Here is a 23,555-nt window from a genome sequence, read left to right as displayed (position 1 = left end):
TGCGAGAACACCCCCCTGCGCAAGGGCAGCGAGGAGTACCTCCACTCCGAGAAGTACCAGCTGCGCCCCCGCGACTGGGCCGCCGCCGAACGCGAGGGACGCACCATCACGCCCCTGATCAGCCGGCTCAACGCCGTCCGCAGGAGCCACCCCGCCCTCCACCGGCTCAGGAACCTCCGCTTCCACCACACCGACAACGACGCCCTCATCGCGTACAGCAAACGCACGGGTCCGGACACGGTTCTGGTGGTCGCCAACCTTGATCCTCACCACACCCAGGAGGCCACGGTCTCGTTGGACATGCCGCAACTCGGCCTGGACTGGGACGCCTCCCTGTCCGTGCACGACGAACTGACGGGTGAGACCTACCGCTGGGGCAGGACCAACTACGTGCGTCTGGAGCCCGGCAGGGCCCCCGCGCACGTGCTCCACGTCCAGGCATCGCCACCGCAGATCGGAGGGTCCCCCGCGTCATGACCGTCAACGAGCCCGTGCTGGACACGTTCGAGGACACCCCTGCCAAGGATCGTGACCCCGACTGGTTCAAGCGCGCCGTCTTCTACGAGGTCCTGGTCCGCTCCTTCCAGGACAGCAATGGCGACGGCATCGGCGACCTCAAGGGCCTGACCTCCAAACTCGACTACCTGCAATGGCTCGGTGTCGACTGTCTGTGGCTGCCGCCCTTCTTCAAATCGCCCCTGCGTGACGGCGGCTATGACGTCTCCGACTACACCGCGGTCCTCCCTGAATTCGGCGATCTCGCCGACTTCGTGGAATTCGTGGACTCCGCCCACCAGCGCGGCATGCGCGTCATCATCGACTTCGTCATGAACCACACCAGCGACCAGCACCCGTGGTTCCAGGAATCCAGGAAAGACCCCGACGGCCCGTACGGCGACTACTACATGTGGGCCGACGACGACAAGCAGTACGCCGACGCCCGCATCATCTTCGTCGACACCGAGGCCTCCAACTGGACGTACGACCCGGTCCGTCAGCAGTACTTCTTCCACCGCTTCTTCTCTCACCAACCGGACCTGAACTACGAGAACCCGGCCGTCCAGGAGGAGATCCTGGCCGCCCTCCGTTTCTGGCTGGACCTCGGCATCGACGGATTCCGGCTGGACGCGGTGCCCTATCTGTACGCGGAGGAGGAGACGAACTGCGAGAACCTTCCCGCGACCCATGAGTTCCTGAAGCGTGTCCGTCGTGAGATCGACGCGATGTATCCGGACACCGTGCTGCTGGCCGAAGCGAACCAGTGGCCGGAAGACGTCGTCGACTACTTCGGTGATTACCAGAACGGTGGCGACGAGTGCCACATGGCCTTCCATTTCCCCGTCATGCCGCGCATTTTCATGGCCGTGCGGAGGGAGTCGAGGTACCCGGTGTCGGAAATCCTCGCCAAGACCCCGGCCATTCCCTCCGGCTGCCAGTGGGGCATCTTCCTGCGCAACCACGACGAGCTGACCCTCGAAATGGTCACCGACGAAGAGCGCGACTACATGTGGGCGGAGTACGCCAAGGACCCCCGTATGCGGGCCAACATCGGCATCCGCAGACGGCTCGCCCCGCTCCTCGACAACGACCGGCACTCGATCGAACTGTTCACCGCCCTGCTGCTCGCCCTGCCGGGCAGCCCGATCCTCTACTACGGCGACGAGATCGGCATGGGCGACAACATCTGGCTCGGCGACCGCGACGCCGTCCGTACCCCCATGCAGTGGACCCCGGACCGCAACGCCGGCTTCTCCTCCTGCGACCCCGGGCGGCTCTGTCTTCCCACGATCATGGACCCGGTCTACGGCTACCAGGTGACGAACGTCGAGGCGTCCATGGCCTCCCCGTCGTCGCTGCTGCACTGGACGCGCCGCATGATCGAGATCCGTAAGCAGAACCCGGCCTTCGGTCTCGGTTCCTACACGGAACTCCAGTCCTCCAACCCCGCGGTACTCGCCTTCCTCCGCGAATACGAGGACGACCTGGTGCTGTGCGTGAACAACTTCGCCCGCTTCGCACAGCCCACGGAACTCGACCTGCGTGAGTTCAGCGGCCGTCATCCGGTGGAGCTGTTCGGCGGGGTCCGTTTCCCGGCGATCGGCGAGCTGCCGTACCTGCTGACCCTCGGGGGCCACGGCTTCTACTGGTTCCGGCTCTCCCGAGTCGCATCCCGCATCGGTCGACGGCTTTGAGCGTGTGCTCCGAGTCCGTGCCGAGGAAAGGACGGGTCACCATGCAGAAGACCGCATCTCCCCGATCGAGCCGTACGGTCGACGCGAGCCCCATGGCCTCGCTCACCGGGCTGCTGCGCGAATGGCTGCCACGGCAGCGCTGGTTCGCGGGCAAGGACCGGCCCGTCGCGGACCTCGCGCTGCTGTCGATGACGGAGCTGTTCCCGGGCTGTCTGCATCTGCTGGTGCACGCCGGTCACTCGGCGGTGCCCGCGCCCGGCGGCGCTCCCCCGGCCGGCGACTGCTACCAGCTGCTGCTCGGCGTACGGCAACACCTGTCGCCGCGGCTCGGCCGGGCGCTCATCGGCCGGGCGGAGGAGGGTCCGCTGGCCGGGCTGACAGTCTTCGACGCGTTGCAGGACCCCCGCTCGGCGCAGCTGCTCCTCGAACGGCTGCGGCATCCCGGCGCGGCGGGCCCGCTGTGCTTCGAGGCCGACCCGTCCGTGTCGGTGCCTGCCGGGCTGGTGCCCCGGCTGCTGGATGCCGAGCAGTCGAACTCCTCGCTGGTGTACGGCGATACGTTCATTCTCAAGCTGTTCCGGCGTATCCAGCCCGGCGTCAACCCCGACCTGGAGCTGTCCGGCGCGCTGGCCGGGCAGGGCTGCGGTCGGGTCCCGGCCCCGGTGGCCTGGTTCCGGACGACGCATCCCTGGGAGGCGACGCTCGGCGTGCTCCAGCCGTTCCTGCGGGACGCCTCCGACGGCTGGACGCTGGCGCTGGACGCGCTGGCATCGGCGGGCGACTTCACGGCCGAGGCCCGTCAGCTGGGCCGGGCCACGGCCGAGGTGCATCTGGCGCTGGCAGCGGCCTTCCCGTCGCTGTCCCGGGGCGAGAACGACCGGATGGCGGCGGCGATGACCGAGCGCCTGGAGCTCGCCGCGCACTTCGTCCCCGCGCTCCAGCCGTACGTCCCCGGCCTGCGTACCGCCTTCGGCGCCCTGGCCGGCTGCGATCCCGGGCCGCCCGCCCAGCGCATCCACGGTGACCTGCACCTGGGTCAGGTGCTGCGGGCCGGCCGTGAGTGGTTCGTCATCGACTTCGAGGGCGAACCGTCCCGTCCGCTCGCCGAGCGGCGCGGCGTCCACTCGCCGGTGCGGGACATCGCCGGCATGCTGCGCTCCTTCGACTACGCAGCCCGGCAGCGCCGTCCGTGGCGGCCGGAGTGGGCGCGCCGCTGCCGGGAGGCCTACTGCGCGGGCTATGCCGCCCTCGCCGGATGGGACCCGCGCAAGAAGCACGGCTTGCTGCGTGCGTATGAGACCGACCGCGCCGTGTACGAGGTCCTGTACGAGGCCCGGCACCGACCCGACTGGTTGCCCGTACCGATGGCGGCGATCGAACGCCTCGCCGTGAGAGGAGCCTGACCCATGGCCCTGCACGAGACCTCGCGCCCCGAATCGGCCGGCCCGGGCCGGCACGCCGCCGCGCCCGAGCTGGACCCGGCCGACCGGGAGCGCCTGCTGTCGGGCGCCCATCACGATCCGCACGCGCTGCTCGGGGCGCATCCGGTCCCGGGCGGGATCGCCTTCAGGGCGTTGCGTCCCTTCGCGCGTGCGGTGAGCGTCATGGTCGACGGCGAGCGCACGGGGCTGGTCTCGCAGGGCGGCGGACTGTTCTCGGGCGTGCTGCCGCTGGACGCGATCCCGGCGTACACGCTGCTGGTGTCGTACGCCGAGGACGGGTCCGACGAGCGCGAGGTCCATGACCCGTACCGCTTTCTGCCGGCCCTCGGAGAGCTCGACCTGCACCTCATCCGCGAGGGACGGCACGAGGAGCTGTGGAAGGCGCTCGGCGCCGAGCCGATGACCCATCAGGGGGTGGCCGGCACCCGGTTCACCGTGTGGGCGCCGAACGCCCGGGGTGTGCGGGTCGCCGGGGACTTCACCTGCTGGGACGGTACGGCGTTCCCGATGCGCTCCCTCGGGGCGTCCGGGGTGTGGGAGCTGTTCCTGCCGGGGATCGGCGAGGGCACGCGGTACAAGTTCGAGATCACGTCCCGGTACGGCGGCCGGTTCCTCAAGGCGGACCCGATGGCCCGCCGCGCGGAGGTCCCGCCGGACACGGCGTCGATCGTGCACGCCTCGCACTACGAGTGGGGTGACGAGCACTGGATGGCGCACCGGGGCGACGTCCCGGTGCACCAGGCCCCGTTCTCGGTCTACGAGGTGCATCTGCCGTCCTGGCGGCCGGGGCTGACGTACCGGCAGCTGGCCGAGGAGCTGCCCGCGTATGTCGAGGAGCTCGGCTTCACCCATGTCGAGTTCATGCCGGTCGCCCAGCATCCCTTCGCCGGATCGTGGGGCTATCAGGTCACCGGCTTCTACGCGCCGGCCTCGCGGCTCGGTACGCCGGACGACTTCAAGTACCTGGTGGACGCCCTGCACCAGGCCGGCATCGGGGTGATCGTGGACTGGGTGCCGGCCCACTTCCCCAAGGACGACTGGGCACTGAGCCGGTTCGACGGGGACCCGCTGTACGAGCCCGGGGACGCGCGGCGGGCCGAGCACCCGGACTGGGGGACGTTCGAGTTCGACTACGGTCGTACCGAGGTGCGCAACTTCCTGGTCGCCAATGCCACGTACTGGTGCGAGGAGTTCCACATCGACGGGCTGCGGGTGGACGCCGTCGCCTCGATGCTCTATCTCGACTACTCGCGGGACTGCGGGCAGTGGACTCCGAACGCCTACGGCGGGCGCGAGGATCTGGACGCGATGGCGTTCCTCCAGGAGATGAACGCGACCGTGTACCGGCGCAACCCGGGCGTGGTCACGATCGCGGAGGAGTCCACGGCCTGGGGCGGGGTGACCCGGCCGACCGACAGCGGCGGGCTGGGGTTCGGGCTGAAGTGGAACATGGGCTGGATGCACGATTCGCTCCAGTACATCGCCAAGGAGCCGGTGCACCGCAAGTTCCACCACAACGAGATGACCTTCTCGATGGTGTACGCCTACAGCGAGAACTACGTGCTGCCGATCTCCCACGACGAGGTGGTACACGGCAAGCAGGCGCTGGTCTCCAAGATGCCCGGCGACTGGTGGCAACGGCGCGCCAACCACCGTGCGTATCTGGGCTTCATGTGGGCACATCCGGGCAAGCAACTCCTGTTCATGGGGCAGGAGTTCGCGCAGGGCGCCGAGTGGTCGGAGGCGCACGGGCCGGAGTGGTGGCTGCTGGATCCCGGGTACGCGTCCGCGGGCGACCACCGGGGCGTGCGGGACCTGGTCCGGGACCTCAACACGCTGTACCGGGCGACCCCGGCGCTGTGGGAGCGGGACACCGATCCGTCCGGTTTCCAGTGGGTGGTCGGGGACGCCGCGGACGACAACGTGTTCGCGTTCCTGAGGTTCGGATCCGACGGCGACATCCTGCTCGCCGTCTCCAACTTCTCCCCCGTCGTCCGGCACGACTACCGCCTGTGGGTGCCGGACCGCGTCGACGCCTGGCACGAGACGCTCAACACCGATGCCGCGCACTACGGCGGGAGCGACGTCACCAACCCCGAACCGCTCAAGCCGCAGGACGGGCACATTCGGCTGACGTTGCCCCCGCTCGCCACGGTGTGGCTGTCGCCCTGACCGAGAGGAGATCACCGAACGAGGTCAATTGTCAGATCTCGACACCGCGCGCTCTCAGCTGGGCTAGATTCGGGCACCGCCGATAACAGTACTCATCGGTGATGTCACACCCGGTACACAACAGGAGCAGCGCATGCGCGACCTCGGCCTCGCTCCCCCGACCGTCACGTCCCTGACCGGCGGGCTCGCCGACAGCGTCTTCGAGACGGCGGCCCTCGATCCCGCACTGCCGTTGCTCGCGCGCCGCCCGGACCCCTCCTCCACCAGCTGGGAGGAGGTGACAGCCGTGGAAGTGCGCGACGAAGTGACCGATCTGGCCAAGGGACTGATCGCGTCCGGTATCTCACCGGGTCATCGCGTGGCCATCATGGCGCGCACGCGGTACGAGTGGACGGTGCTCAGCCATGCGCTGTGGGCGGTGGGCGCCGAGGTGGTCCCGATCTATCCGACGTCGTCGCGCGACCAGGTCGAGTGGATCCTGCGCCACTCCGGGTGCGTGGCCGTGGTGGTCGAGGACGAACAGGCGGTCATGACGGTCGGCTCGGTGTGCGGGTCGCTGCCGCAGCTGCGCCATGTCTGGCAGCTGGACGCGGGGGCGCTGCCGCAGCTGGTGGAGCGGGGCGAGTTCGTTCCGCTCGCGACGGTGGAGTCGATGCGCCGCATCGTGCTGCCGGACTCCACCGCGGTCGTCGCCTACACCTCCGGCACGACTGGCCGGCCCGTGGGCTGCGCGATCAGCCACCGCAACCTGGCGAGCACCTGCGACACCCTGCTCGCGGGCTGGGGGCACAAGGTGGTGCCGCCGGGCGGGCAGGCGTCCGTGCTGGCCTTCCTTCCCTTCTCCCATGTGTACGGCCTTCTGGTGCAGACCCTGTGCATCCGCGGCGGCATGGTGATGGGCCACGAGCCCGAACTGCACGAGGGGGCGCTGTCGGCGGCGCTGCGTTCGTTCAGACCGACCTATTTCTGCGGGGTCCCGTCCATCTTCGAGAAGATCTACAAGAATTTCCTGCGCGTCGCGCAACAGGCGGGCCGAGGCGCGCTGTTCGAGCGGGCCGCCGACACCGCGCGGGACTTCGCGGCGGCCCTCGAACGGCAGCGGCTGGGCGGCGGACCGGGGCCCGGTTTCGATCTGCGGCTCCAGCACGCCCTGTACGAACGGACGGTGTACCGCAAGCTGCGTGCCGCGCTGGGCGGCAGAGTGATGCTGGCGACCTCGGGCGGCTCGTCCCTGAACCGTGAGATCTCCTTGTTCTACGAGGGGATCGGCATCTATGTGAACGACGGTTACGGGCTCACCGAGACCAGCGGCGGGATCACCGCGCAGCCGCTGGGCCGGGAGATGTCGGGGACGGTCGGGCAGGCGCTGCCGGGCACGGACATCCGGGTGGCCGACGACGGGGAGATCCTGGTGCGCGGGCCGTCGGTGTTCCAGGGCTACGTCCATGACGAGGCCTCGACGCGGGCCGCGCTGCGCGACGGCTGGCTGGCCACCGGGGACCTGGGGCGGCTGGACTCCGACGGCTATCTGACGATCACCGGCCGCAAGAAGGACGTCATCGTCACGAGCAGCGGCAAGAGTGTCTCCCCGGCGCTCCTGGAACAGCGCCTGAGGATGCATCCGCTGGTCCATCAGGCGGTGGTCGTCGGCGACAACCGGCCCTGCATCGGAGCCCTGATCACCCTGGACCCGGACTTCCTGGCGTACTGGCGCGAGTCCCTCGCGGTGCGCAGCGACGCGCGCATCCGGGAGGCACGGGAGGAGAACGCGCTGCGGGAGGAGCTCTCGCGGGCGGTGGCCGCCGCCAACAGCGCGGTGTCGCGCTCGGAGTCCATCCGTGTGTTCCGGGTGCTGCCGGCGCCGTTCGACGTGGCCAGCGGCTTGCTGACGCCGTCGATGAAGCTGCGCCGGGACGCGATCGTGCGGCACTACGCGCTCCAGATCGACGCGATGTACCAGGCGCGCTCGCGTGCGCCCCGGGAGCACATGGCGGACGAGCTGGCGCACTGGGACGACGCGGACAACGTCTTCGGCTGAGCGGCGCCCGGGCTCGCCCTGTTCGCCGGCTCGCCCGTGTCCACTCGCCCGTCGTGAGCCGCACGACACCCGGCACTCCAGGTCCGGACCAGTAAACCGTCGAAAGATCACGCGTACATGTCTTTCGCTTCCGAACCGGTGTGCCCCCGCATGGGTTGGGGCAAGGTGGCTGTCAACGAGTTCATCTGCCTGCCGCACCCGGCTGGCGGAACGACCGGTGGCACGGTGGGATCGAGGCGTGCGAAGCCGCGATCCAGGGGCAGGCGAACGACGTCAGGCACCCCGCCTGGAGCCGCAGAAGGGAAGATCACCGTGACACGACCCAGGATCCTGGTGGTTGGCGCAGGCTTCGCCGGAGTCGGATGCGTTCGCCGGCTGGAACGCAAGCTCTCCCCCGACGAGGCCGAGATCACCTTGGTGACGCCGTCCTCCTACCAGCTCTACCTTCCGCTGCTGCCCCAGGTCGCCTCCGGCGTCCTGACGCCCCAGTCGATCGCCGTGTCCCTGCGCCGCAGCCGCCGCTACCGCACCCGGATCATCCCCGGCGGCGCCATCGGCGTGGACCTCGCGGCCAAGGTCTGCGTCATCCGCACCATCACCGACGTGACCGTCAACGAGCCGTACGACTACATCGTGCTGGCCCCCGGCAGCATCACGCGCACCTTCGACATCCCCGGGCTCACCGACAACGCGTACGGCATGAAGACCCTCGCGGAGGCCGCCTACATCCGCGACCACGTCATCTCCCAGCTGGACCTCGCCGACGCCAGCCAGGACCCGGCCGAGCGCGCGGCGCGGCTTCAGTTCGTGGTGGTCGGCGGCGGCTACGCGGGCACCGAGACCGCCGCGTGTCTCCAGCAGCTGACCCACAACGCGGTCAAGCGCTATCCGCGGCTCGACCCGAAGCTGATCAAGTGGCATCTGATCGACATCGCACCGAGGCTGATGCCCGAGCTCGGCGAGAAGCTGGGCAGTGCGGCGCAGGAGATCCTGCGCAGGCGCGGTGTCGAGATCTCGCTGGGCGTGTCCATCGCCAAGGCGGGTCCCGAGGAGGTCACCTTCACCGACGGCCGGGTGATCCCCACCCGCACGCTGATCTGGACCGCCGGTGTCGTCGCCAGCCCGCTGATCGCGACGCTGGGCGCCGAGACGGTGCGGGGCCGGCTCGCGGTCACCGCCGAGATGAACCTGCCCGGCCACGACGGCGTGTTCGCGCTCGGCGACGCGGCCGCCGTACCCGACGTGGCCAAGGGCGAGGAGGGCGCGGTCTGCCCGCCGACCGCCCAGCACGCCATGCGCCAGGGCAAGGTCGTGGCCGACAACGTCATCGCGGCCCTGCGCGGCGGGCCGCTGCGGCCGTACGAGCACAAGGACCTCGGCCTGGTCGTCGACCTCGGCGGCCGCGACGCCGTCTCCAAGCCGCTCGGCATCGAGCTGAAGGGCCTGCCCGCGATGGCCGTCGCCCGCGGCTACCACTGGTCGGCGCTGCGCACCAACGTCGCCAAGACGCGCGTCATGACGAACTGGCTGCTCAACGCCGTCGCCGGGGACGATTTCGTGCGCACGGGGTTCCAGTCCCGCAGTCCGGCCAAGCTGAAGGACTTCGAGTTCGTCCACGCGTATCTGACGCCGGAGCAGCTGCGGGCGCGCGTCGACGGCAAGGACGGGGACGAGGCGATCGAGGGGACGGCTGAGTGACGTGACGGCCACGCCGCGAGCCGCCGCTCGCGGCGGGAGCGGGTAGAGAGCGGGAGAGAGTACGGCGACGTGAGGTCAGCGGGACGGCCGGTCCGGGCGCGGCTGCGGGACCGTTTCGCGGCGTCCGACCCCGGGCTGCTGCGGCTGACCGCCGGGCTGCGCACAGCGGGCGCCATCGCCCTCGCGGTCGCCGCGCTCGCCCTGCTCGGCACCGATGTGACGCACCTGGTCGCCGGTGCCCTGGCGGCGATGGTGGCCACCTTCGCGATCCGGGAGAAGCAGCGCGGGCAGCAGGCGCTCACGCTCGCCCTGGGCCTGCCGGTGGCACTGGCGTCCATGACCCTGGCGGCGGCTCTGCACAGCAACCTCGTGGCCGGGGACGTGTTCTTCGTCGTGCTCATCTTCTGTGCCGTCTACGGGCGCCGGTTCGGCGACCGCGGCACCGCGCTCGGTCTGATCGGCTTCCAGATCTACTTCGTGTCCCTGTTCGTCGGCGCCACGGTCTCCGGTCTGCCCGAGTTGTACGGCGCGGTCGCCCTGGCCTTCGGTTGCAGCGCGCTGGTGCGGTTCGCTCTCGTCCCCGAGACGCCGGCCGGAGTGCTGGAGCGGCTGCGCAAGGCATTCCGCGCCCGGCTGGCCCAGTTGCTGTCGACACAGCTCGAACTGCTCGGCGCCGGTCCGCAGGAGGCGGACCGGGCCCTGGAGCGGGTGCGCGAGGGCACGGCGCGGCTGCACGAGACGGCCCTGCTGATCCAGGGCCGGCTGGCGGAGGGTACGACGGACGAGGCCGTGGCGCGGCTCGTGCAACGGCGGGTCGCGGACGCCGAGATCGCGGCCGAGCGCCTGGGGCTTTCGCTGCTCGCCGCGCGCGGTGCCGAGCGGGCGGACACCCTGGCCCTGCATCTGCCGGGCGCGCCCGTTCCGTCGGGTGGACGGCAGCCGGTCCGCGAGGAGGCGACCGTCACGCTGCGCCGTGACCTTCAGGCCCTGCGCCTGCTCGTCCTGCACCCGGTCGGCGAGACTTCCACGGCCGCGCTGTCCCACGTCCGCAACCGGCTCCTCGGCTACCGCGAGGAGGAGAACCTGCCCGAGGCCTCCCCCTCCGTGCAGGACGCCTTCCGGGCCGTCGGCGAGGCCGCCCGCGCGGTCCTCGGGCTGCGGATCGCCCTCGGCGGACCCCAGGACGAGTCCGACGACAGCCCGGCCACGGCACGCTCGCGGGAGGAGCTGGACGCGGAGGACGCCGTGCTCGACGCCGGCGAGGAAGCGCCTTCGGAGGAGCCCGCCGGGCTGCGCCGGCCCACCACGCGTGCCGCCGTGCAGGTGGCCGTCGGATCGGCGCTGGCGATGGCCGGCGGCGAGCTGCTGTCCCGCGACCGCTGGTACTGGGCGGTGCTGACCTGCTGGATCGTGTTCCTCAACACCGCGTCCACGGGCGAGATCCTGGTCAAGGGCTACCGCCGGCTGCTCGGCACCGTGCTCGGCGTGCTGGCGGGCATCGTGCTGGCGGGCGCGGTCGGGCAGCACACCTGGACGGCGTTCGCGCTGGTCCTGCTGTTCGTGTTCGCCATGTTCTACTCGGCACCGCTGTCCTACACGCTGTCCTCCTTCTTCGTCACCGCCGCCCTCGGGCTGCTCTACACACTGCTGCACACCTACAGCCTGTCGGTGCTCGTGCTGCGTATCGAGGAGACGGCACTCGGCGCGGCCTGCGGAGTGATCGCGGCCGCACTGGTGCTGCCGGTGCAGACGGACCGCCATACGAACGAGCTCCTCGCCACCGTGCTGGAACGGCTCGGCGAGGTCACCCGCAGCGCCGTCGACCAGCTCAGCGGGGGGCCGCCCGTCGAGCTGCTCGACCAGGCGCGGGACCTGGACCAGGCACTGGCCGACCTGCGGGCCGCGACCAAGCCGCTCACGCATCCGGTGACGCCCCTGCGGGCCCGGCGGCAGACCGCACGTCATGTCGTCGCGCTCCTGGAGACGTGCGCGTACCACGCGCGTTCCCTGGCCGCGACCGCCGAGCTGCTGCCCACCCACCCCTGGATCGCGGCGGATCCCCGGCTGCGCCGGGCGGCGGGGCGTATCGCGCACAACATCGAGACGATCGCCGGGCACGTCACCGACGAACACGCCACGACCGCGATCGAGACCGGTCCGAGCATCGCCTCGCTCCTGGGCCGGAGCGTCCCCGGCGCACCGCGCTACGGCCGGGTCACCGACCGCGTTCTGCGGCATCTGCAACGCCTCGACGAGGCCGTGGCCGGTCTGGCCCGCCCCCTGGGCGTGCCCGTGCAGGCGCCGGACGGCACGTGAAGGCATCGGCGCAAGGACGGCTCATCGGGGCGATACCGGGTACGCGGATGTCATGACCGATGTCGTGGACTCAGACGAACTGCTGCGGCGCATGCAGCGCGCCAGGGCCTGTGCCCGGCAGGAGGAGCGGACGTGGCGGACACGGAGCGAGCAGCTCAGGTCGACCGACCCCGACGCGGCCCGCGACGCCGCCGTGCGAACGGTGGCCTATGAAACCGTGATCACGGTACTGGAGGAGATTCTGACCCCTGGCAGGCATCCGGAGCGGCGCTGAAACATCGATCGGAGTGAAACCGGTCACGTAACCCGGCCGCGATTACGCAGAATCCGCCGAGATGGTTTACGGTTCATACATAAGTGGTCACGGGGTAGACCGCATCCGTCCCCCGCGCACCACCACCTACGGCCCTGGCTGGTCTCCCCCGTCCAGCCAGGGCTTCTTAATGCCCTCACACGCTCGCGGTCCACGAAACCGTCCGCCGCCGAGGTGCTCACCGCGGCGGTAGCGGCTGAAATGGACGCAGGGAAAGCACCGGTACCTCAGTCGTCGGCGAGGAGCCCCGTGTCATGACCAAAGCGATCAAACTGCTGACCGCCCTTCCGTCCCCTCAGCGCCAGCGTCTGATGGCGCTCGCCCGGGAGGTCTCCTTCCCGGAGGACACCCGGATCTTCGAGGCGGGCGGCACGGCCGACCGCTTCTGGGTCATCCGCTCGGGCGCCGTCTCCCTCGACCAGCGCGTGACGTCGATCCAGCGGGTGACCGTCGCCAGCCTCGGCTCCGGCGATCTGCTCGGCTGGTCCTGGCTGTTCCCGCCGTACCAGTGGGACTTCGGCGCGGAGGCCTTCAGCCCGGTGCGCGCCTACGAGTTCGACGCGGCGGCGGTGCTGCGGCTGTGCGAGGAGGATCCGGGTCTCGGGATGTCCCTCGTCCGCCATGTCGCCGAAATCCTCGCGCACCGACTGGAGTTGACGCGCGGCAGGCTGATGGAACAGTACGGCCACCATCGGCGCAACGCGCTCTGAGGCTCAGACGCGATAGCGACGCAACGCCGGCACCAGCAGTGCCAGGCCGACCATGAGGGCGACGACCAGCAGTCCGCCGCCCACCGTCGCCGTGCGCGCCCCGAAGGCCGAACCCGCCGTACCGTGCAGCACGTCGGCCAGGCGCGGCCCGCCCGCGACGACCACCGTGAAGACGCCCTGCATCCGGCCGCGCATCTCGTCACTGGCGGCGGACAGCAGGATCGCCCCGCGGAAGACCATCGAGACCATGTCGGCGACCCCGGCGAGGGCGAGGAAGGCCACCGCGAGCCACAGGCTGTCGCTCAGTCCGAAGCCCGTGATGGCGACGCCCCAGGCGACGACCGCGCCGATCACCATCCAGCCGTGCCTGCGGGCCCGGGAGAACGTACCGGAGAACAGTCCGCCGGCCACCGCGCCGACCGGGATCGCCGCGAACAGCAGCCCGAGGGCTAGCCCTTCGCCGTACGACCCGTAGGTCTCGCCGGCGAGTTGCGGGAACAGAGCGCGGGGCATGCCGAAGACCATCGCGATGATGTCGGCCAGGAAGGACAGCAACAGCACCTTGTGCAGGGCGATGTAGCGGAAGCCGTCCGCGATCTCCCGTACGCCCGCGCGGCGTTTGACGGTGCCGCCCGGGGCCGTCAGGGGAGGCAGCGCGGGCAGCCGTACGACCGCCCACACCGTGACGCACAGGGCCAGTGCGTCGATGAGGTACAGCTCGGCCAGGCCGATCACGGGTATGAGCACACCGGCCAGCAGCGGCCCGACGACCTGGCCGATCTGCATGACGGTGGAGCCGAGGGCGTTCGCCGCGGTCAGTTCCGCGGCCGGCACCAGACGGGCGACGGAGGCATTGCGGGCCGGGGCGTTGAGCCCCCAGAACGCCTGCTGGACGGCGAGCAGCACCATCAGCACGGCCACCGACGCCAGGCCGGTGACGGCCTGGAGCCAGAACAGCACCGAGGTGACCGCGATACCGCTGTTGGTGATCAGCAGAAGCTTGCGCCGGTCCATGCTGTCCGCGACGGCCCCGCCCCACAGCGCGAACACCACGAGCGGCAGCAGTCCGGCGAGGCTCGCGGCACCGACCCACGCCGAGGAGTGCGTGATGTCGTAGATCTGCTTGGGCACCGCGACCGCGGTCAGCTGGCTGCCGACGGCCGTGACGATGGTCGAGGACCACAGCCGGCGGTAGGCCGGGCGGCGCAGCGGCCGGGTGTCCATGGCCCAGCGTCGCCGGCCGCGCCGCCGGGGTGGTGCGGCGGAGGGGTCCTTCTCCAGTGGGTCCTGTGGTTCGGCACTGCTCTCGCTGGTGTCCACGCGCTTCCTGGATGCTCGCTACATCTTTCCGGTCCGGCGATCACTATCGCAGCACCGGCCGGGTGTTCGGACCCGCGTCTCAGCTTCCGGCGACGAGGCCGACACCGAGGGCGATCATCGTCGCGGCGACCAGTGCGTCCAGGACGCGCCAGGCCGCGGGCTTCGCGAGGTGGCGGCTCAGCAGCCGCGCGCCGAAGCCGAGCGCGGCGAACCAGCACAAGCTGGCCAGCGCGGCACCGAGGCCGAAGGTCCAGCGCAGCGGGCCGCGGTCGGCGGCGACCGTACCGAGCAGGAAGACCGTGTCGAGGTAGACGTGCGGGTTCAGCCACGTCATCGCGAGACAGGTCAGCACCGCCCGCCGCCGAGATCCCGCGGCGTCGCCTTCCGTCACCAGAGCACCGGCCGGCCGGAACACCCGGCGGGCGGCGAGCGCGCCGTAGCCGAGCAGGAACGCCCCGCCGACCCAGGCCACCGCCGTCAGCACCCCCGGCCAGGCGACGACCACCGCGCCGACGCCGGCCACGCCCAGGGCGATGAGGAGCGCGTCGGACAGGGCGCAGATGCCGACGACGGCGAGGACCGCGTCGCGGCGGATGCCCTGGCGCAGGACGAAGGCGTTCTGGGCGCCGATGGCGACGATCAGGGTGAGGCCGGTACCGAATCCGGCGGCAGCGGTGGTCAGGGCGTCGTTCATGGCATCGACGCTAGGGACACGATCGCCGCGAGTACAGCTAAAGATTCTTACGTATCCTTAGCTGTCGTGAAGACGCCGATGAGGATCCCTTGAAGACCGGGCTGACGGAGCTTCCCCTCGACCAGGTGCGGACCCTGCTCGCTGTGGTGGACGAGGGCACCTTCGACGCGGCCGCCGCCGCGCTGCATGTGACGCCCTCGGCGGTGAGCCAGCGGGTGAAGGCGCTGGAGCAGCGCACGGGCCGGGTGCTGCTGGTGCGGACGAAGCCGGTGCGGCCGACCGAGTCCGGCACGGTCATCGTCCGGTTCGCCCGCCAGCTGGCCCGGCTGGAGCGCGACGCGTGGACCGAGCTCGGCATGAACGACGCCGGGGACACGACCCGGGTGTCGATCGCCGTCAACGCCGACTCCCTGGCGACCTGGTTCCTGACAGCCCTCACACGCGTACCGGACGAACCCCGGCTCTGCTTCGAACTGCGACGCGAGGACGAGAGCCGTACGGCGACGCTGTTGCGGGAGGGGCTGGTGATGGCCGCCGTGACCTCCTCGCCCGACCCGGTGGCGGGCTGCTCCGTGCGTGCCCTGGGCCGGATGCGCTATCTGGCCGCGGCGAGCCCGGAGTTCGCCGACCGGCACCTCGGCGCATCACTCGGTGACGCGCTCGCGCGGGCGCCGGTCATGACCTTCGACCGCAGCGACGACCTCCAGGACGCGTTCGTCCGCGGGCTCCGCCGCGGCCGCGGCGGCGCGAGTCCCGTACGCCACCACATCCCCACCTCGGAGGGCTTCCTGTCGGCCGTGACCGCCGGACTGGGCTGGGGCATGATCCCCGAGGCCCAGGCGGAGCCTCTCCTTGAGACCGGCCGCCTCGTACAACTGGCCCCGCAGCGGCCGGTGGACGTCCCGGTGTACTGGCAACAGTGGAAACTGGACTTCCCGGCACTGGCGGCGGTGACGGAGGCGGTGACGGCAACGGCGGCGGCGGCGCTGCGCGCCTGAGCTGGGCCAAAAGACGTTTCGACTCGACGGTTCTGCCACCCCCCTAGGGCGCGGGGAACCGCACGACCAGCCACAACGGCGCGCACCCCACCACGACGTAACCCTGCACCCCCTGCGGAGCTACCCCGCTTCCAACTGCGCCGCGGCACTGTCCAACAACATCTCCAAGGCCGTCGGATACGCACTCTCCACCATCCGCGCCGCCAGCAACGGCGCCGCCTCGGCGATCCGCGGATAAGCGGCACGGGGCAGCCGAGCATACGTAGAGCGCCACACGTCCTCGTCAGCGCGCAGCGAATCCGTCGGCAGGGCCAACGCCGCCGCGTCCAGCGCCGCGAACGCCAGCGCCTGGTCGATGAAGGCGTGGTAGATCCGCACGGTGTCCGCCAGCGGGAACCCGGCGGTGCGCAGCACGTCCAACACCGTCTCGTCGGCGGCGAGTTCGTTGGGCCGCCCGGTGACCCGGCTGGTCGTCAGCGCGGCAGCCTGCGGATGGGCGACGTACGCGGCGTGGACGCGCAGTCCCACGGCGCGCAGGTCCGCCCGCCACTCCCCCGTCCGCTCCCAGCCGTCCAGCGCCTGCCCCATGAGGGCGTCGCCGATGGCGAGGGTCAGGTCGTCCATGCCGCGGAAGTACCGGTACAGCGTGCTCGGGTCCGCGTCGAGGGCGAGGCCCAGGCGCCGGGCGGTGAGACCGGCGCTGCCGTGTTCGCGCAGCATGCGCAGCGCCGTCTCGACGATCAGCCGCTCCGACAGCACGGTGCCGCTTTTCGTGGGACGGCGTCGGCGCCGCTTCTCCTCGGGAACGACCGGTTTCGGCACCATGACCCGCGTCCTCCCGACCTCTCCGTCCTTATGCCAACGCCATTGACCTTATGTGAACGCACCGCGTTGTATCTCGGGCGGGGCCCCACCACGTCGTAGACCTTCAAGCCTGTAGAGCTTCGAGCCGAGGGAGTCTTGTCATGCGTGTACTGCTCGTGGGAGCCGGCGGAGTGGGTACCGCCATCACCCGGATCGCCGCCCGGCGTGCGTTCTTCGAGGCGATGGTGGTCGCCGACCACGACCTGGCGCGTGCCGAGGCGGCCGTGGCGGCGCTCGGCGGCGACGTCCGTTTCCGGGCCGAGCGCGTCGACGCGAGCGACGAGGCTGCGGTGACCGCGCTGCTGGAGCGGCACGCGTGCGACGTGCTGCTCAACGCCACCGACCCGCGTTTCGTGATGCCGCTGTTCCGGGCGGCGCGCGCCGCCGAGGCCACGTATGTCGACATGGCGATGTCGCTGTCCCGGCCGCACCGGGAGCGCCCGTACGAGGAGTGCGGGGTCAAGCTGGGCGACGCCCAGTTCGAGCAGGCCGCCGACTGGGAGAAGGCGGGCGGGCTGGCGCTCGTCGGCATGGGCGTGGAGCCGGGGCTGTCGGACGTGTTCGCCCGGTACGCGGCCGACGAGCTCTTCGACGAGATCGAGGAGATCGGCGTCCGCGACGGTGCGAACCTCACCGTGGACGGTCACGTTTTCGCGCCGTCCTTCAGCATCTGGACCACCATCGAGGAGTGCCTCAATCCACCGGTGGTCTATGAGGCCGACCGCGGCTGGTTCACCACCGAGCCCTTCAGCGAGCCCGAGGTGTTCGACTTCCCCGAGGGCATCGGGCCGGTCGAGTGCGTGAACGTGGAGCACGAGGAGGTGCTTCTGGTGCCGCGCTGGGTGGACACGCGCCGGGTGACCTTCAAGTACGGCCTGGGCGAGGAGTTCATCGGCACGCTGAAGACGCTGCACCTGCTGGGCCTGGACCGCACCGAGCGGGTCACCGTGCCGAGCGCCGACGGGCCGGTGCGGGTGTCTCCCCGGGACGTCGTCGCCGCGTGTCTGCCGGACCCGGCGACGCTGGGCGAGCGGATGCACGGCAAGACCTGCGCGGGCACCTGGGTACGGGGCGTCAAGGACGGGCGGCCGCGCGAGGTGTACCTCTACCACGTGGTCGACAACCAGTGGTCCATGAAGGAATACGGCAGCCAGGCCGTCGTGTGGCAGACCGCCGTCAACCCGGTCGTCGCCCTCGAACTCCTCGCCACCGGCGCCTGGTCGGGCGCGGGTGTGCTGGGTCCTGAGGCCCTCCCGGCCCTGCCGTTCCTGGATCTGCTGACGGCGTACGGCTCCCCGTGGGGGATGCGCGAACAGTGACCGGATTCGCCGGTGTCCGCCGGGGTTTCACTTGCGCATCGACAGGCGACTCGAAAACGAGTAATGCATCCACCGAGGGCACACACGACGATCGCAGGTGACTTTGATGGACGACTGGCGAGACGACGCCGCCTGCCGCCATGAGGACCCCGACCTCTTCTACCCGATCGGCACGTCCGGACCGACCGTGTTGCAGACGGAGCAGGCGAAGGCCGTCTGCCGGCGCTGCTCGGTCCGTGAGCAGTGTCTGCGCTGGGCGCTGGACACGGACCAGTTCATCGGGATCTGGGGCGGCACGAGCGAGACCGAGCGAAGGGCGCTGCGGCAGCGCGCCGGATGACCGGCCTGGGCCGGTCGGTTCCCCGTCACTCGGGTGCCGCTCCCGTCGGCAGCCGCAGCGTGAGCGCGGCCTCCGGTACGCCGGCTGCGGGACCTCTCGGCGCGCCAGAACCGGTTAAGAGGTGGACGCGCCGACCGTGGGCCCGGTGGCGTCCGGCTCGTGGTCCGGCATCGCCACGACGCCGCCGGCGCCGCCGGTCAGCAGCAGGGCGGCGGCACGCATTCCCAATTGGATTGGCGTGTTGAAGCCCATCAAGAAGGGTGCACTAGCGGTGAGTTGGCGTGTTTTCTGGGTGCCGTCGGACGCGGTGCGGGGCGGAGTTCGGGGCAGTGTCGTCGAGGGATGGGACGACCTGCCGTCTCGCGAGGACGCGGTGGGCGTGTTGGCCGGCGACCCCATCTTCCTGTCGCCAGATCATCGGGTAGATCCCCTCCTGGGCCTGTACGGCCAGTCAGGTACCTTCCGTCGCCACGAGGACCCCGTGGCCTTCCGGGACGAACTCCGGCTGGTTGCCTGGACCATGATCAACGGCGAGCTGCGGCCCACGTTCCTCGCCGAACGCGCCACGATCAGCGAACGGCTACGCGACCACGCCGAACGGCTGCGCGGCATCGCCGACGGTCACGACTGCACCCGGATCACCCTGATGGACCGCACACCCTGATGGACCGCACACCGTGAGCGGAGCAGCAGACGAACGCGGCCGCATCCGCATCGCCATGGACCGCATCCTGACCGGCCGACCCGAGCGCTCCAGCGGGACCCTGACCATCGTGGCCCGATTCGGCTCCGCAAACAGGTCGTACGGCTCAAGGAACTCCGCGAGAAGGACAAGGCCGAGCTCGAACAACTCCAAGCCGATGTTGAGGGGCTGGGCGGTGTTCTAGAAGTCCCCGTGGAAGAGGGAGCGGCGTTCGGTGCGAGCTCTCGGCGCGCGCTGGCCAAGGTCCGCCCCACAAGTCGTGCAAATCGAGAGCCTGTTGAGTGTCTGTTGATCTATTTCTTCCCTCCAAATTGGTTGACATTCAGGGGTGGAATGTCGGACGTTCAGCCGTGACCCACCGATGCGCCACAGGGACGGACGGAGAGATGGCACGCAGATGACTTTCAGAGGGGGAAACCCGAAGCCAGGGCGCGGGAGGCGCCCGGCGGCGCCGGCCGCGGTGGACGCGGGCTCGTGGTACGAGCTGAGGCAGCTGGTCCCCGTGAAGAGCGTCTCGGAGCAGGTGCACACCGTAGGGCGGGTAAGGCACCTGGGAGAGGCGGTTCAGTTCAGCTGGCCCGGGGTGTACTTCGAGGGCCGCTTCCGCGGGACCGGCCTCGGGGTGGTACTCGACTGCGCGGCCGCCGACTACGACGTCCAGGTCGAAGGGGCCACCGTCGCCACCCTGGTCACACCCGGCGACACCACGCACTGGATCAACGGCCTTCGGGACGGCGAGCACACGGTCCGGGTCGTCAAACGCAACGACACGCCGGGAGACACCAGCACGTTCGGAGGCTTCGTCGCCGCGCCCGGGGGCGCCGTACTGAGCAAGCCGGCGCCCCGGGACCGCCAGATCGAGTTCATCGGGGACTCCATCACAGTGGGCTACGGCAATGTCTCGGGCACCCGCGACTGCAATCCGGAGCAGCTCAAGCGGAACACCAACACCGACGTGAGCCACGGCGCCCTCACGGCCCAGCAGTTGGACGCCGATTACCAGATCAACGGCTTCTCCGGCCTCGGCATGGTGCGCAACGTCGCCGGCATCTGCCCGGACGTCACCTACCGGACCTACTACGACCGCGCCCTGCTGAACGTGGACGGCGACGTCTGGCAGAACCCAGGGACGTGGCGCCCCCAGATCGTGGTGGTCAACCTCGGCTCCAACGACTTCACCGACCTCACCCCCGGTGAACCGTGGACGCCCGACAGCCTCGCGGCCGCCTTCCGCACCGCCTACGGCGAGTTCCTCCGGAAACTGCGGACTCGCTACGGTGCCGGCACCACCCTCGTGGCCGTCGGCTTCGACAGAAACGCCGAGCATGTGCGGCAGGTGGTCGAGGCTTGCAACGACGCCGGCGACAGCGGGGTCCACTACTGGTTCCTCGATCAGTCGGGCCTGGACTTCCTCGGATGTGACGGGCACACCTCGGCTCACGACGACCGGGTGATCGCCGACCGGCTTGCCCCGTTCCTCAGTAGCCTGCCGACGGGATGGTGAGGGACATGGTCACCCGTGAACCGGTCCAGGGACTGCTACATCCCGCCGGCCGTGGGGCAGGCTCACCGCGGCAGCGGTCCCCGGCCCCGGCCCCACTGTCGGGTCTGGCCGCCGAGCGATGACCTGATCGCGGCCAGACTGAGATGCGGGACCGAGACGTCCGACAGGTCACAGCCACTCGTTGATCGCGGCTATGAGGACTGTCGCTTTGAAGCGGACCGCGAGCTTGTCGAACCGCGTGGCCACGGCCCGGTTCCGCTTGAGCCGGTTGATGCCGCACTCGACCGCGTGCCGGGCCTCGTAGTCCTCGCGGTCGAAGGCCGGAGCACGCCCACCGGCCGCTCCCCGGCGTTCGCGGTGGCCTGCCTGATCGGCAGGTTCCGGGATCGTGCAGCGGATCCCGCGCCGCCGCAGACAGGCACGGTCCGCGCGCGATGAATACGCTTTGTCGCCCCGCACCCGCAGCGCACGAACCCGGGGCCGCCCCAGTCCGAGACGAGGAACCCGGATGGCTTCCAGCACAGCCGTGAACTGCGGGCCGTCACCCCGCTGCCCGGCTGTGACCAGCAGCGACAACGGCCGCTGCCCTTGCTCACAGGCCAGGTGAATCTTCGTGGTCCAGCCGCCGCGGGACCTACCCAAGCCGTGATCGTCAGGTTCGCTCCGGTGGCCGCCCGGCGGTTCCTTCTGTGCTTGGCCGTCCCGCCGGGCACCGGCCGCATGCTGCTGTGCCCGGCAGATCGTGGAGTCGACGTTCACCTCCCAGGTGATCAGCCCGACTGCGTCCGCCCGCGCTTGCAGTCTGGTCGGTACCGACGACCAGACCCCCGCGCGTTGCCAGCGGCGGAAGAGCCCGTAGACCGTCTGCCACGGACCGTACTCCGCCAGCAGATCCCGCCACGGGGCCCCGGTCGGAACCCGGCAGCAGATCCCATTGATCAGCTTCCGCCGGCACACCGACGGCCTGCCCAACACCGCGACAGGCAGCAACGGGCACAACACTGGCCACTGGTCATCAGAAAGATCCCCTCGCCCCACACCGAGATCATCACGGCGCGCGGCAGCCGCGCGGACGGCGTCGGCTCCCGACCCGGCCGTCCATGTCCTTCCTGTCCAGTACATCCCGCCCCAGCCCAGCTGACATCAGCATTGGGCAGCCACCGCTGGACTTCTTGACTCCCCCCTGAGCCGCTGCCATTGTTGTGCCAGATAATAGCACAGCATGCCACAATGTGGCACATAGGGGCGTTCGAGAACGGGGGTGGATCCCCGAACCCGGGACGAACACGAGCCTTGAGGCCCCAGGGGCGCCCAGGGCGCCCCCTCCAAGTCGCCACACAAGCATCCTCATGCTCGGGCCCAGCTTGCGTCCCGGCGGTACGAAAGGAAAGTCCTGTGTCAGCTGCGAGGAAGCGCGTCGCGGTGGTCGGCGTGGGAACGATGGGCAGCCAGGCCGCCTGGCGGCTGGCCACCCGGGGTGCCGAGGTCGTCGGATACGACCGGTTCGCGCCCGGCCACGACCGCAGTGCCGCCGGCGGTGAGACCCGGGTCTTCCGCAGCGTGCAGACCCACGACGGCCGCTATGTGCCGCTCGTCCGGCACGCCGACGCCCTCTGGAAGCAGTTGCAGGCGGAGACCGGGCGGGAACTGCGTCGTCTGACCGGAGCTCTGGTCATGGGGCCGGCCGATGACCCTGAGATGCGTAACGTCATGGACGGCATCGCCGAGCACGGCCTCGACCACGAGGTGATCGACACTGAGGCGATGACGAAGCGGTTCCCGCAGTTCCGTGTCGACGACGGCGATCTGGTGGTCCTCGACTCCCACGCGGGCTTCGTCCGCCCAGAGCTGACGGTCCAGACCGCGGCCCGGCGTGCCGAGGAGCTGGGGGCCCGGATCCGCCGCTACACCCCGGTGCGGGAAGTCGCTCCCGTCGCCGGGGGAGGCGTGGAGATCCGCACCGACACCGACACCGAGCGCTTCGACGCCGCGGTCGTCACCCCCGGCCCCTGGGTGGGCGACCTGCTGCCCGACCTGCCGTGGGAAGTGAACGTCTACCGCGCGATCAGCGCCTGGTTCCTGCCCCACGAGGACCACCCGGCAGACGCCGAGCGTCCCGCCTTCGTCCGCTGCGGCGGCACGCCCTTCTACGGCATCCCGTCCCCGGACGGCCTGACCGTCAAGCTGGGACTGCCCCAGCCGCACCACAAGCCCGTGGACGACCCGAACCGCCTGAACCGGACCGTTGCACCGGAGGAACTGGAGGCCTTCACCACTGCGGTGCGACGCCACCTGCCGGGCCTGAACCCCGACCCGGTGCGCCTGTCCGTGTTCATGGAGGGCTACACCGACAGCACCCGCCCGCTGGTCGGCCCGCTGCCGGGCTGCGAGGACATCGTCCTGCTGGCCGGCTTCTCCGGCCAGGGCTTCAAAGTCTCGCCCGCCATGGGCGACATCGCCGCGGACCTCGCCCTTCAGGGCCGGACCTCCCAGCCGATCGACTTCATCACCACAAACGGCCGCACCGCGGCCTGAGCCCGAACGAGGAAAGCCATGACCCTGACCATCGGCGCGCTGACGGCCGAGCCCGGCCAGAAGACCCGCGGGAGCCTGTCCGCCGACCTCGGCACCACGACAGTGGACGTGCCCCTGATCCTCGTCAACGGCTCCCGCCCGGGCCCCAGGGTCGTGATCACCGGTGGCGTCCACGGCGGCGAGTTCATCCCCGTCGACGCCACCACCCGCCTGGCCGGGCTGCTGGAACCGGACGAGATCGCCGGCCAGCTGGTGATCTGCCCCGTGTCCAACCCCCCGGCCGTCTACGGCGGACGGCTCAACATCTCCCCGCTGGACGGCGTCAACATCAACCGCGTCTTCCCCGGCGACAAGAACGGCGGCCCCACCGACCGGATGGCGGCCTGGCTGTTCGAGC

The 23,555-nt window shown here is 70.4% G+C and carries 21 protein-coding genes; 17 read left to right on the top strand and 4 right to left on the bottom strand.

Going from position 1 to position 23,555, the window contains the following annotated elements; genetic code table 11:
• From KUM44_RS21070 to KUM44_RS21030, 9 genes are all read left to right on the top strand, one after another.
• On the top strand, window positions 1-477 hold a 477-nt coding region (locus KUM44_RS21070), incomplete at its 5' end, for a DUF3459 domain-containing protein (RefSeq protein ID WP_217209798.1).
• Window positions 474-2,192, top strand: coding sequence for a maltose alpha-D-glucosyltransferase (gene treS, locus KUM44_RS21065; RefSeq protein WP_217209797.1), 1,719 nt, complete (start codon window positions 474-476; stop codon window positions 2,190-2,192). The genes KUM44_RS21070 and treS, both read left to right, overlap by 4 nt.
• A gap of 41 nt (window positions 2,193-2,233) precedes the next feature.
• On the top strand, window positions 2,234-3,595 hold the full coding sequence (locus tag KUM44_RS21060) for a maltokinase (protein ID WP_217209796.1): 1,362 nt from the start codon (window positions 2,234-2,236) through the stop codon (window positions 3,593-3,595).
• A 3-nt stretch (window positions 3,596-3,598) separates the two neighbouring features.
• A complete protein-coding gene (glgB, locus tag KUM44_RS21055; protein WP_217209794.1) occupies window positions 3,599-5,806 on the top strand; it encodes a 1,4-alpha-glucan branching enzyme in 2,208 nt (735 codons plus the stop codon).
• A 133-nt stretch (window positions 5,807-5,939) separates the two neighbouring features.
• Window positions 5,940-7,844 carry a long-chain fatty acid--CoA ligase gene (locus tag KUM44_RS21050; protein WP_217209792.1) on the top strand — a complete coding sequence of 635 codons (1,905 nt, stop codon included), beginning with the start codon at window positions 5,940-5,942 and terminating at the stop codon, window positions 7,842-7,844.
• A gap of 306 nt (window positions 7,845-8,150) precedes the next feature.
• Entirely contained in the window at window positions 8,151-9,542 is a 1,392-nt protein-coding gene (locus KUM44_RS21045) for an NAD(P)/FAD-dependent oxidoreductase (protein WP_217209816.1), read from the top strand.
• A 69-nt stretch (window positions 9,543-9,611) separates the two neighbouring features.
• Window positions 9,612-11,858 carry an FUSC family protein gene (locus KUM44_RS21040; RefSeq protein ID WP_217209790.1) on the top strand — a complete coding sequence of 749 codons (2,247 nt, stop codon included), beginning with the start codon at window positions 9,612-9,614 and terminating at the stop codon, window positions 11,856-11,858.
• 52 nt (window positions 11,859-11,910) lie between these two features.
• Window positions 11,911-12,132, top strand: coding sequence for a hypothetical protein (locus tag KUM44_RS21035; RefSeq protein WP_217209788.1), 222 nt, complete (start codon window positions 11,911-11,913; stop codon window positions 12,130-12,132).
• Window positions 12,133-12,425: 293 nt separating this feature from the next.
• Complete coding sequence (locus KUM44_RS21030) at window positions 12,426-12,881, top strand: cyclic nucleotide-binding domain-containing protein (RefSeq protein WP_217209787.1); 456 nt, start codon at window positions 12,426-12,428, stop codon at window positions 12,879-12,881.
• 3 nt (window positions 12,882-12,884) lie between these two features.
• On the opposite strand, the gene KUM44_RS21025 is transcribed toward KUM44_RS21030, so the two are convergent.
• Window positions 12,885-14,201 carry an MFS transporter gene (locus tag KUM44_RS21025; RefSeq protein ID WP_217209785.1) on the bottom strand — a complete coding sequence of 439 codons (1,317 nt, stop codon included), beginning with the start codon at window positions 14,199-14,201 and terminating at the stop codon, window positions 12,885-12,887.
• Between the two features lie 79 nt (window positions 14,202-14,280).
• The gene (locus KUM44_RS21020) at window positions 14,281-14,895 is read right to left on the bottom strand and encodes a LysE/ArgO family amino acid transporter (protein ID WP_217209783.1); all 615 of its coding nucleotides are present in this window, start codon (window positions 14,893-14,895) and stop codon (window positions 14,281-14,283) included.
• A gap of 89 nt (window positions 14,896-14,984) precedes the next feature.
• Between KUM44_RS21020 and KUM44_RS21015 the strand changes: the two genes are divergently transcribed.
• Window positions 14,985-15,893, top strand: a complete 909-nt coding sequence (locus KUM44_RS21015) for a LysR family transcriptional regulator ArgP (RefSeq protein WP_254389829.1) — start codon at window positions 14,985-14,987, stop codon at window positions 15,891-15,893.
• 120 nt (window positions 15,894-16,013) lie between these two features.
• Here the strand turns inward: KUM44_RS21015 and KUM44_RS21010 are convergent, their stop codons facing one another.
• Window positions 16,014-16,715: a TetR/AcrR family transcriptional regulator gene (locus KUM44_RS21010; RefSeq protein WP_217209812.1), complete on the bottom strand. Its 702-nt coding sequence runs from the start codon at window positions 16,713-16,715 to the stop codon at window positions 16,014-16,016.
• Window positions 16,716-16,858: 143 nt separating this feature from the next.
• On the opposite strand from KUM44_RS21010, the gene KUM44_RS21005 reads away from it, so the two are divergent.
• The 5 genes from KUM44_RS21005 (at window position 16,859) to KUM44_RS20985 (ending at window position 20,623) form a co-directional block, all read left to right on the top strand.
• Window positions 16,859-18,076, top strand: coding sequence for a saccharopine dehydrogenase family protein (locus KUM44_RS21005; RefSeq protein ID WP_217209781.1), 1,218 nt, complete (start codon window positions 16,859-16,861; stop codon window positions 18,074-18,076).
• Between the two features lie 106 nt (window positions 18,077-18,182).
• Window positions 18,183-18,416, top strand: a complete 234-nt coding sequence (locus tag KUM44_RS21000; RefSeq protein WP_217209779.1) for a WhiB family transcriptional regulator — start codon at window positions 18,183-18,185, stop codon at window positions 18,414-18,416.
• A 271-nt stretch (window positions 18,417-18,687) separates the two neighbouring features.
• Window positions 18,688-19,080, top strand: coding sequence for a hypothetical protein (locus tag KUM44_RS20995; RefSeq protein WP_217209778.1), 393 nt, complete (start codon window positions 18,688-18,690; stop codon window positions 19,078-19,080).
• A 13-nt stretch (window positions 19,081-19,093) separates the two neighbouring features.
• Window positions 19,094-19,303, top strand: coding sequence for a hypothetical protein (locus KUM44_RS20990; protein WP_217209777.1), 210 nt, complete (start codon window positions 19,094-19,096; stop codon window positions 19,301-19,303).
• A gap of 318 nt (window positions 19,304-19,621) precedes the next feature.
• Window positions 19,622-20,623 carry an SGNH/GDSL hydrolase family protein gene (locus tag KUM44_RS20985; RefSeq protein WP_217209776.1) on the top strand — a complete coding sequence of 334 codons (1,002 nt, stop codon included), beginning with the start codon at window positions 19,622-19,624 and terminating at the stop codon, window positions 20,621-20,623.
• A 168-nt stretch (window positions 20,624-20,791) separates the two neighbouring features.
• Here the strand turns inward: KUM44_RS20985 and KUM44_RS20980 are convergent, their stop codons facing one another.
• Window positions 20,792-21,661 (bottom strand): IS5 family transposase, encoded by an 870-nt coding sequence (locus KUM44_RS20980; RefSeq protein ID WP_217209775.1) that lies wholly within the window; start codon window positions 21,659-21,661, stop codon window positions 20,792-20,794.
• Window positions 21,662-22,018: 357 nt separating this feature from the next.
• Between KUM44_RS20980 and solA the strand changes: the two genes are divergently transcribed.
• Entirely contained in the window at window positions 22,019-23,158 is a 1,140-nt protein-coding gene (solA, locus tag KUM44_RS20975; protein WP_308402682.1) for an N-methyl-L-tryptophan oxidase, read from the top strand.
• An 18-nt stretch (window positions 23,159-23,176) separates the two neighbouring features.
• Window positions 23,177-23,555: succinylglutamate desuccinylase/aspartoacylase family protein (locus KUM44_RS45560; RefSeq protein ID WP_254389826.1), on the top strand; the 379-nt coding region annotated here is incomplete at its 3' end.

The organism is Streptomyces sp. AC550_RSS872 (assembly GCF_019049285.1).
Classification (GTDB): Bacteria; Actinomycetota; Actinomycetes; order Streptomycetales; family Streptomycetaceae; genus Streptomyces.
The sequence above is the reverse complement of the archived record's forward strand: the minus strand, read 5'-3'. Positions and strand labels throughout refer to the sequence as shown.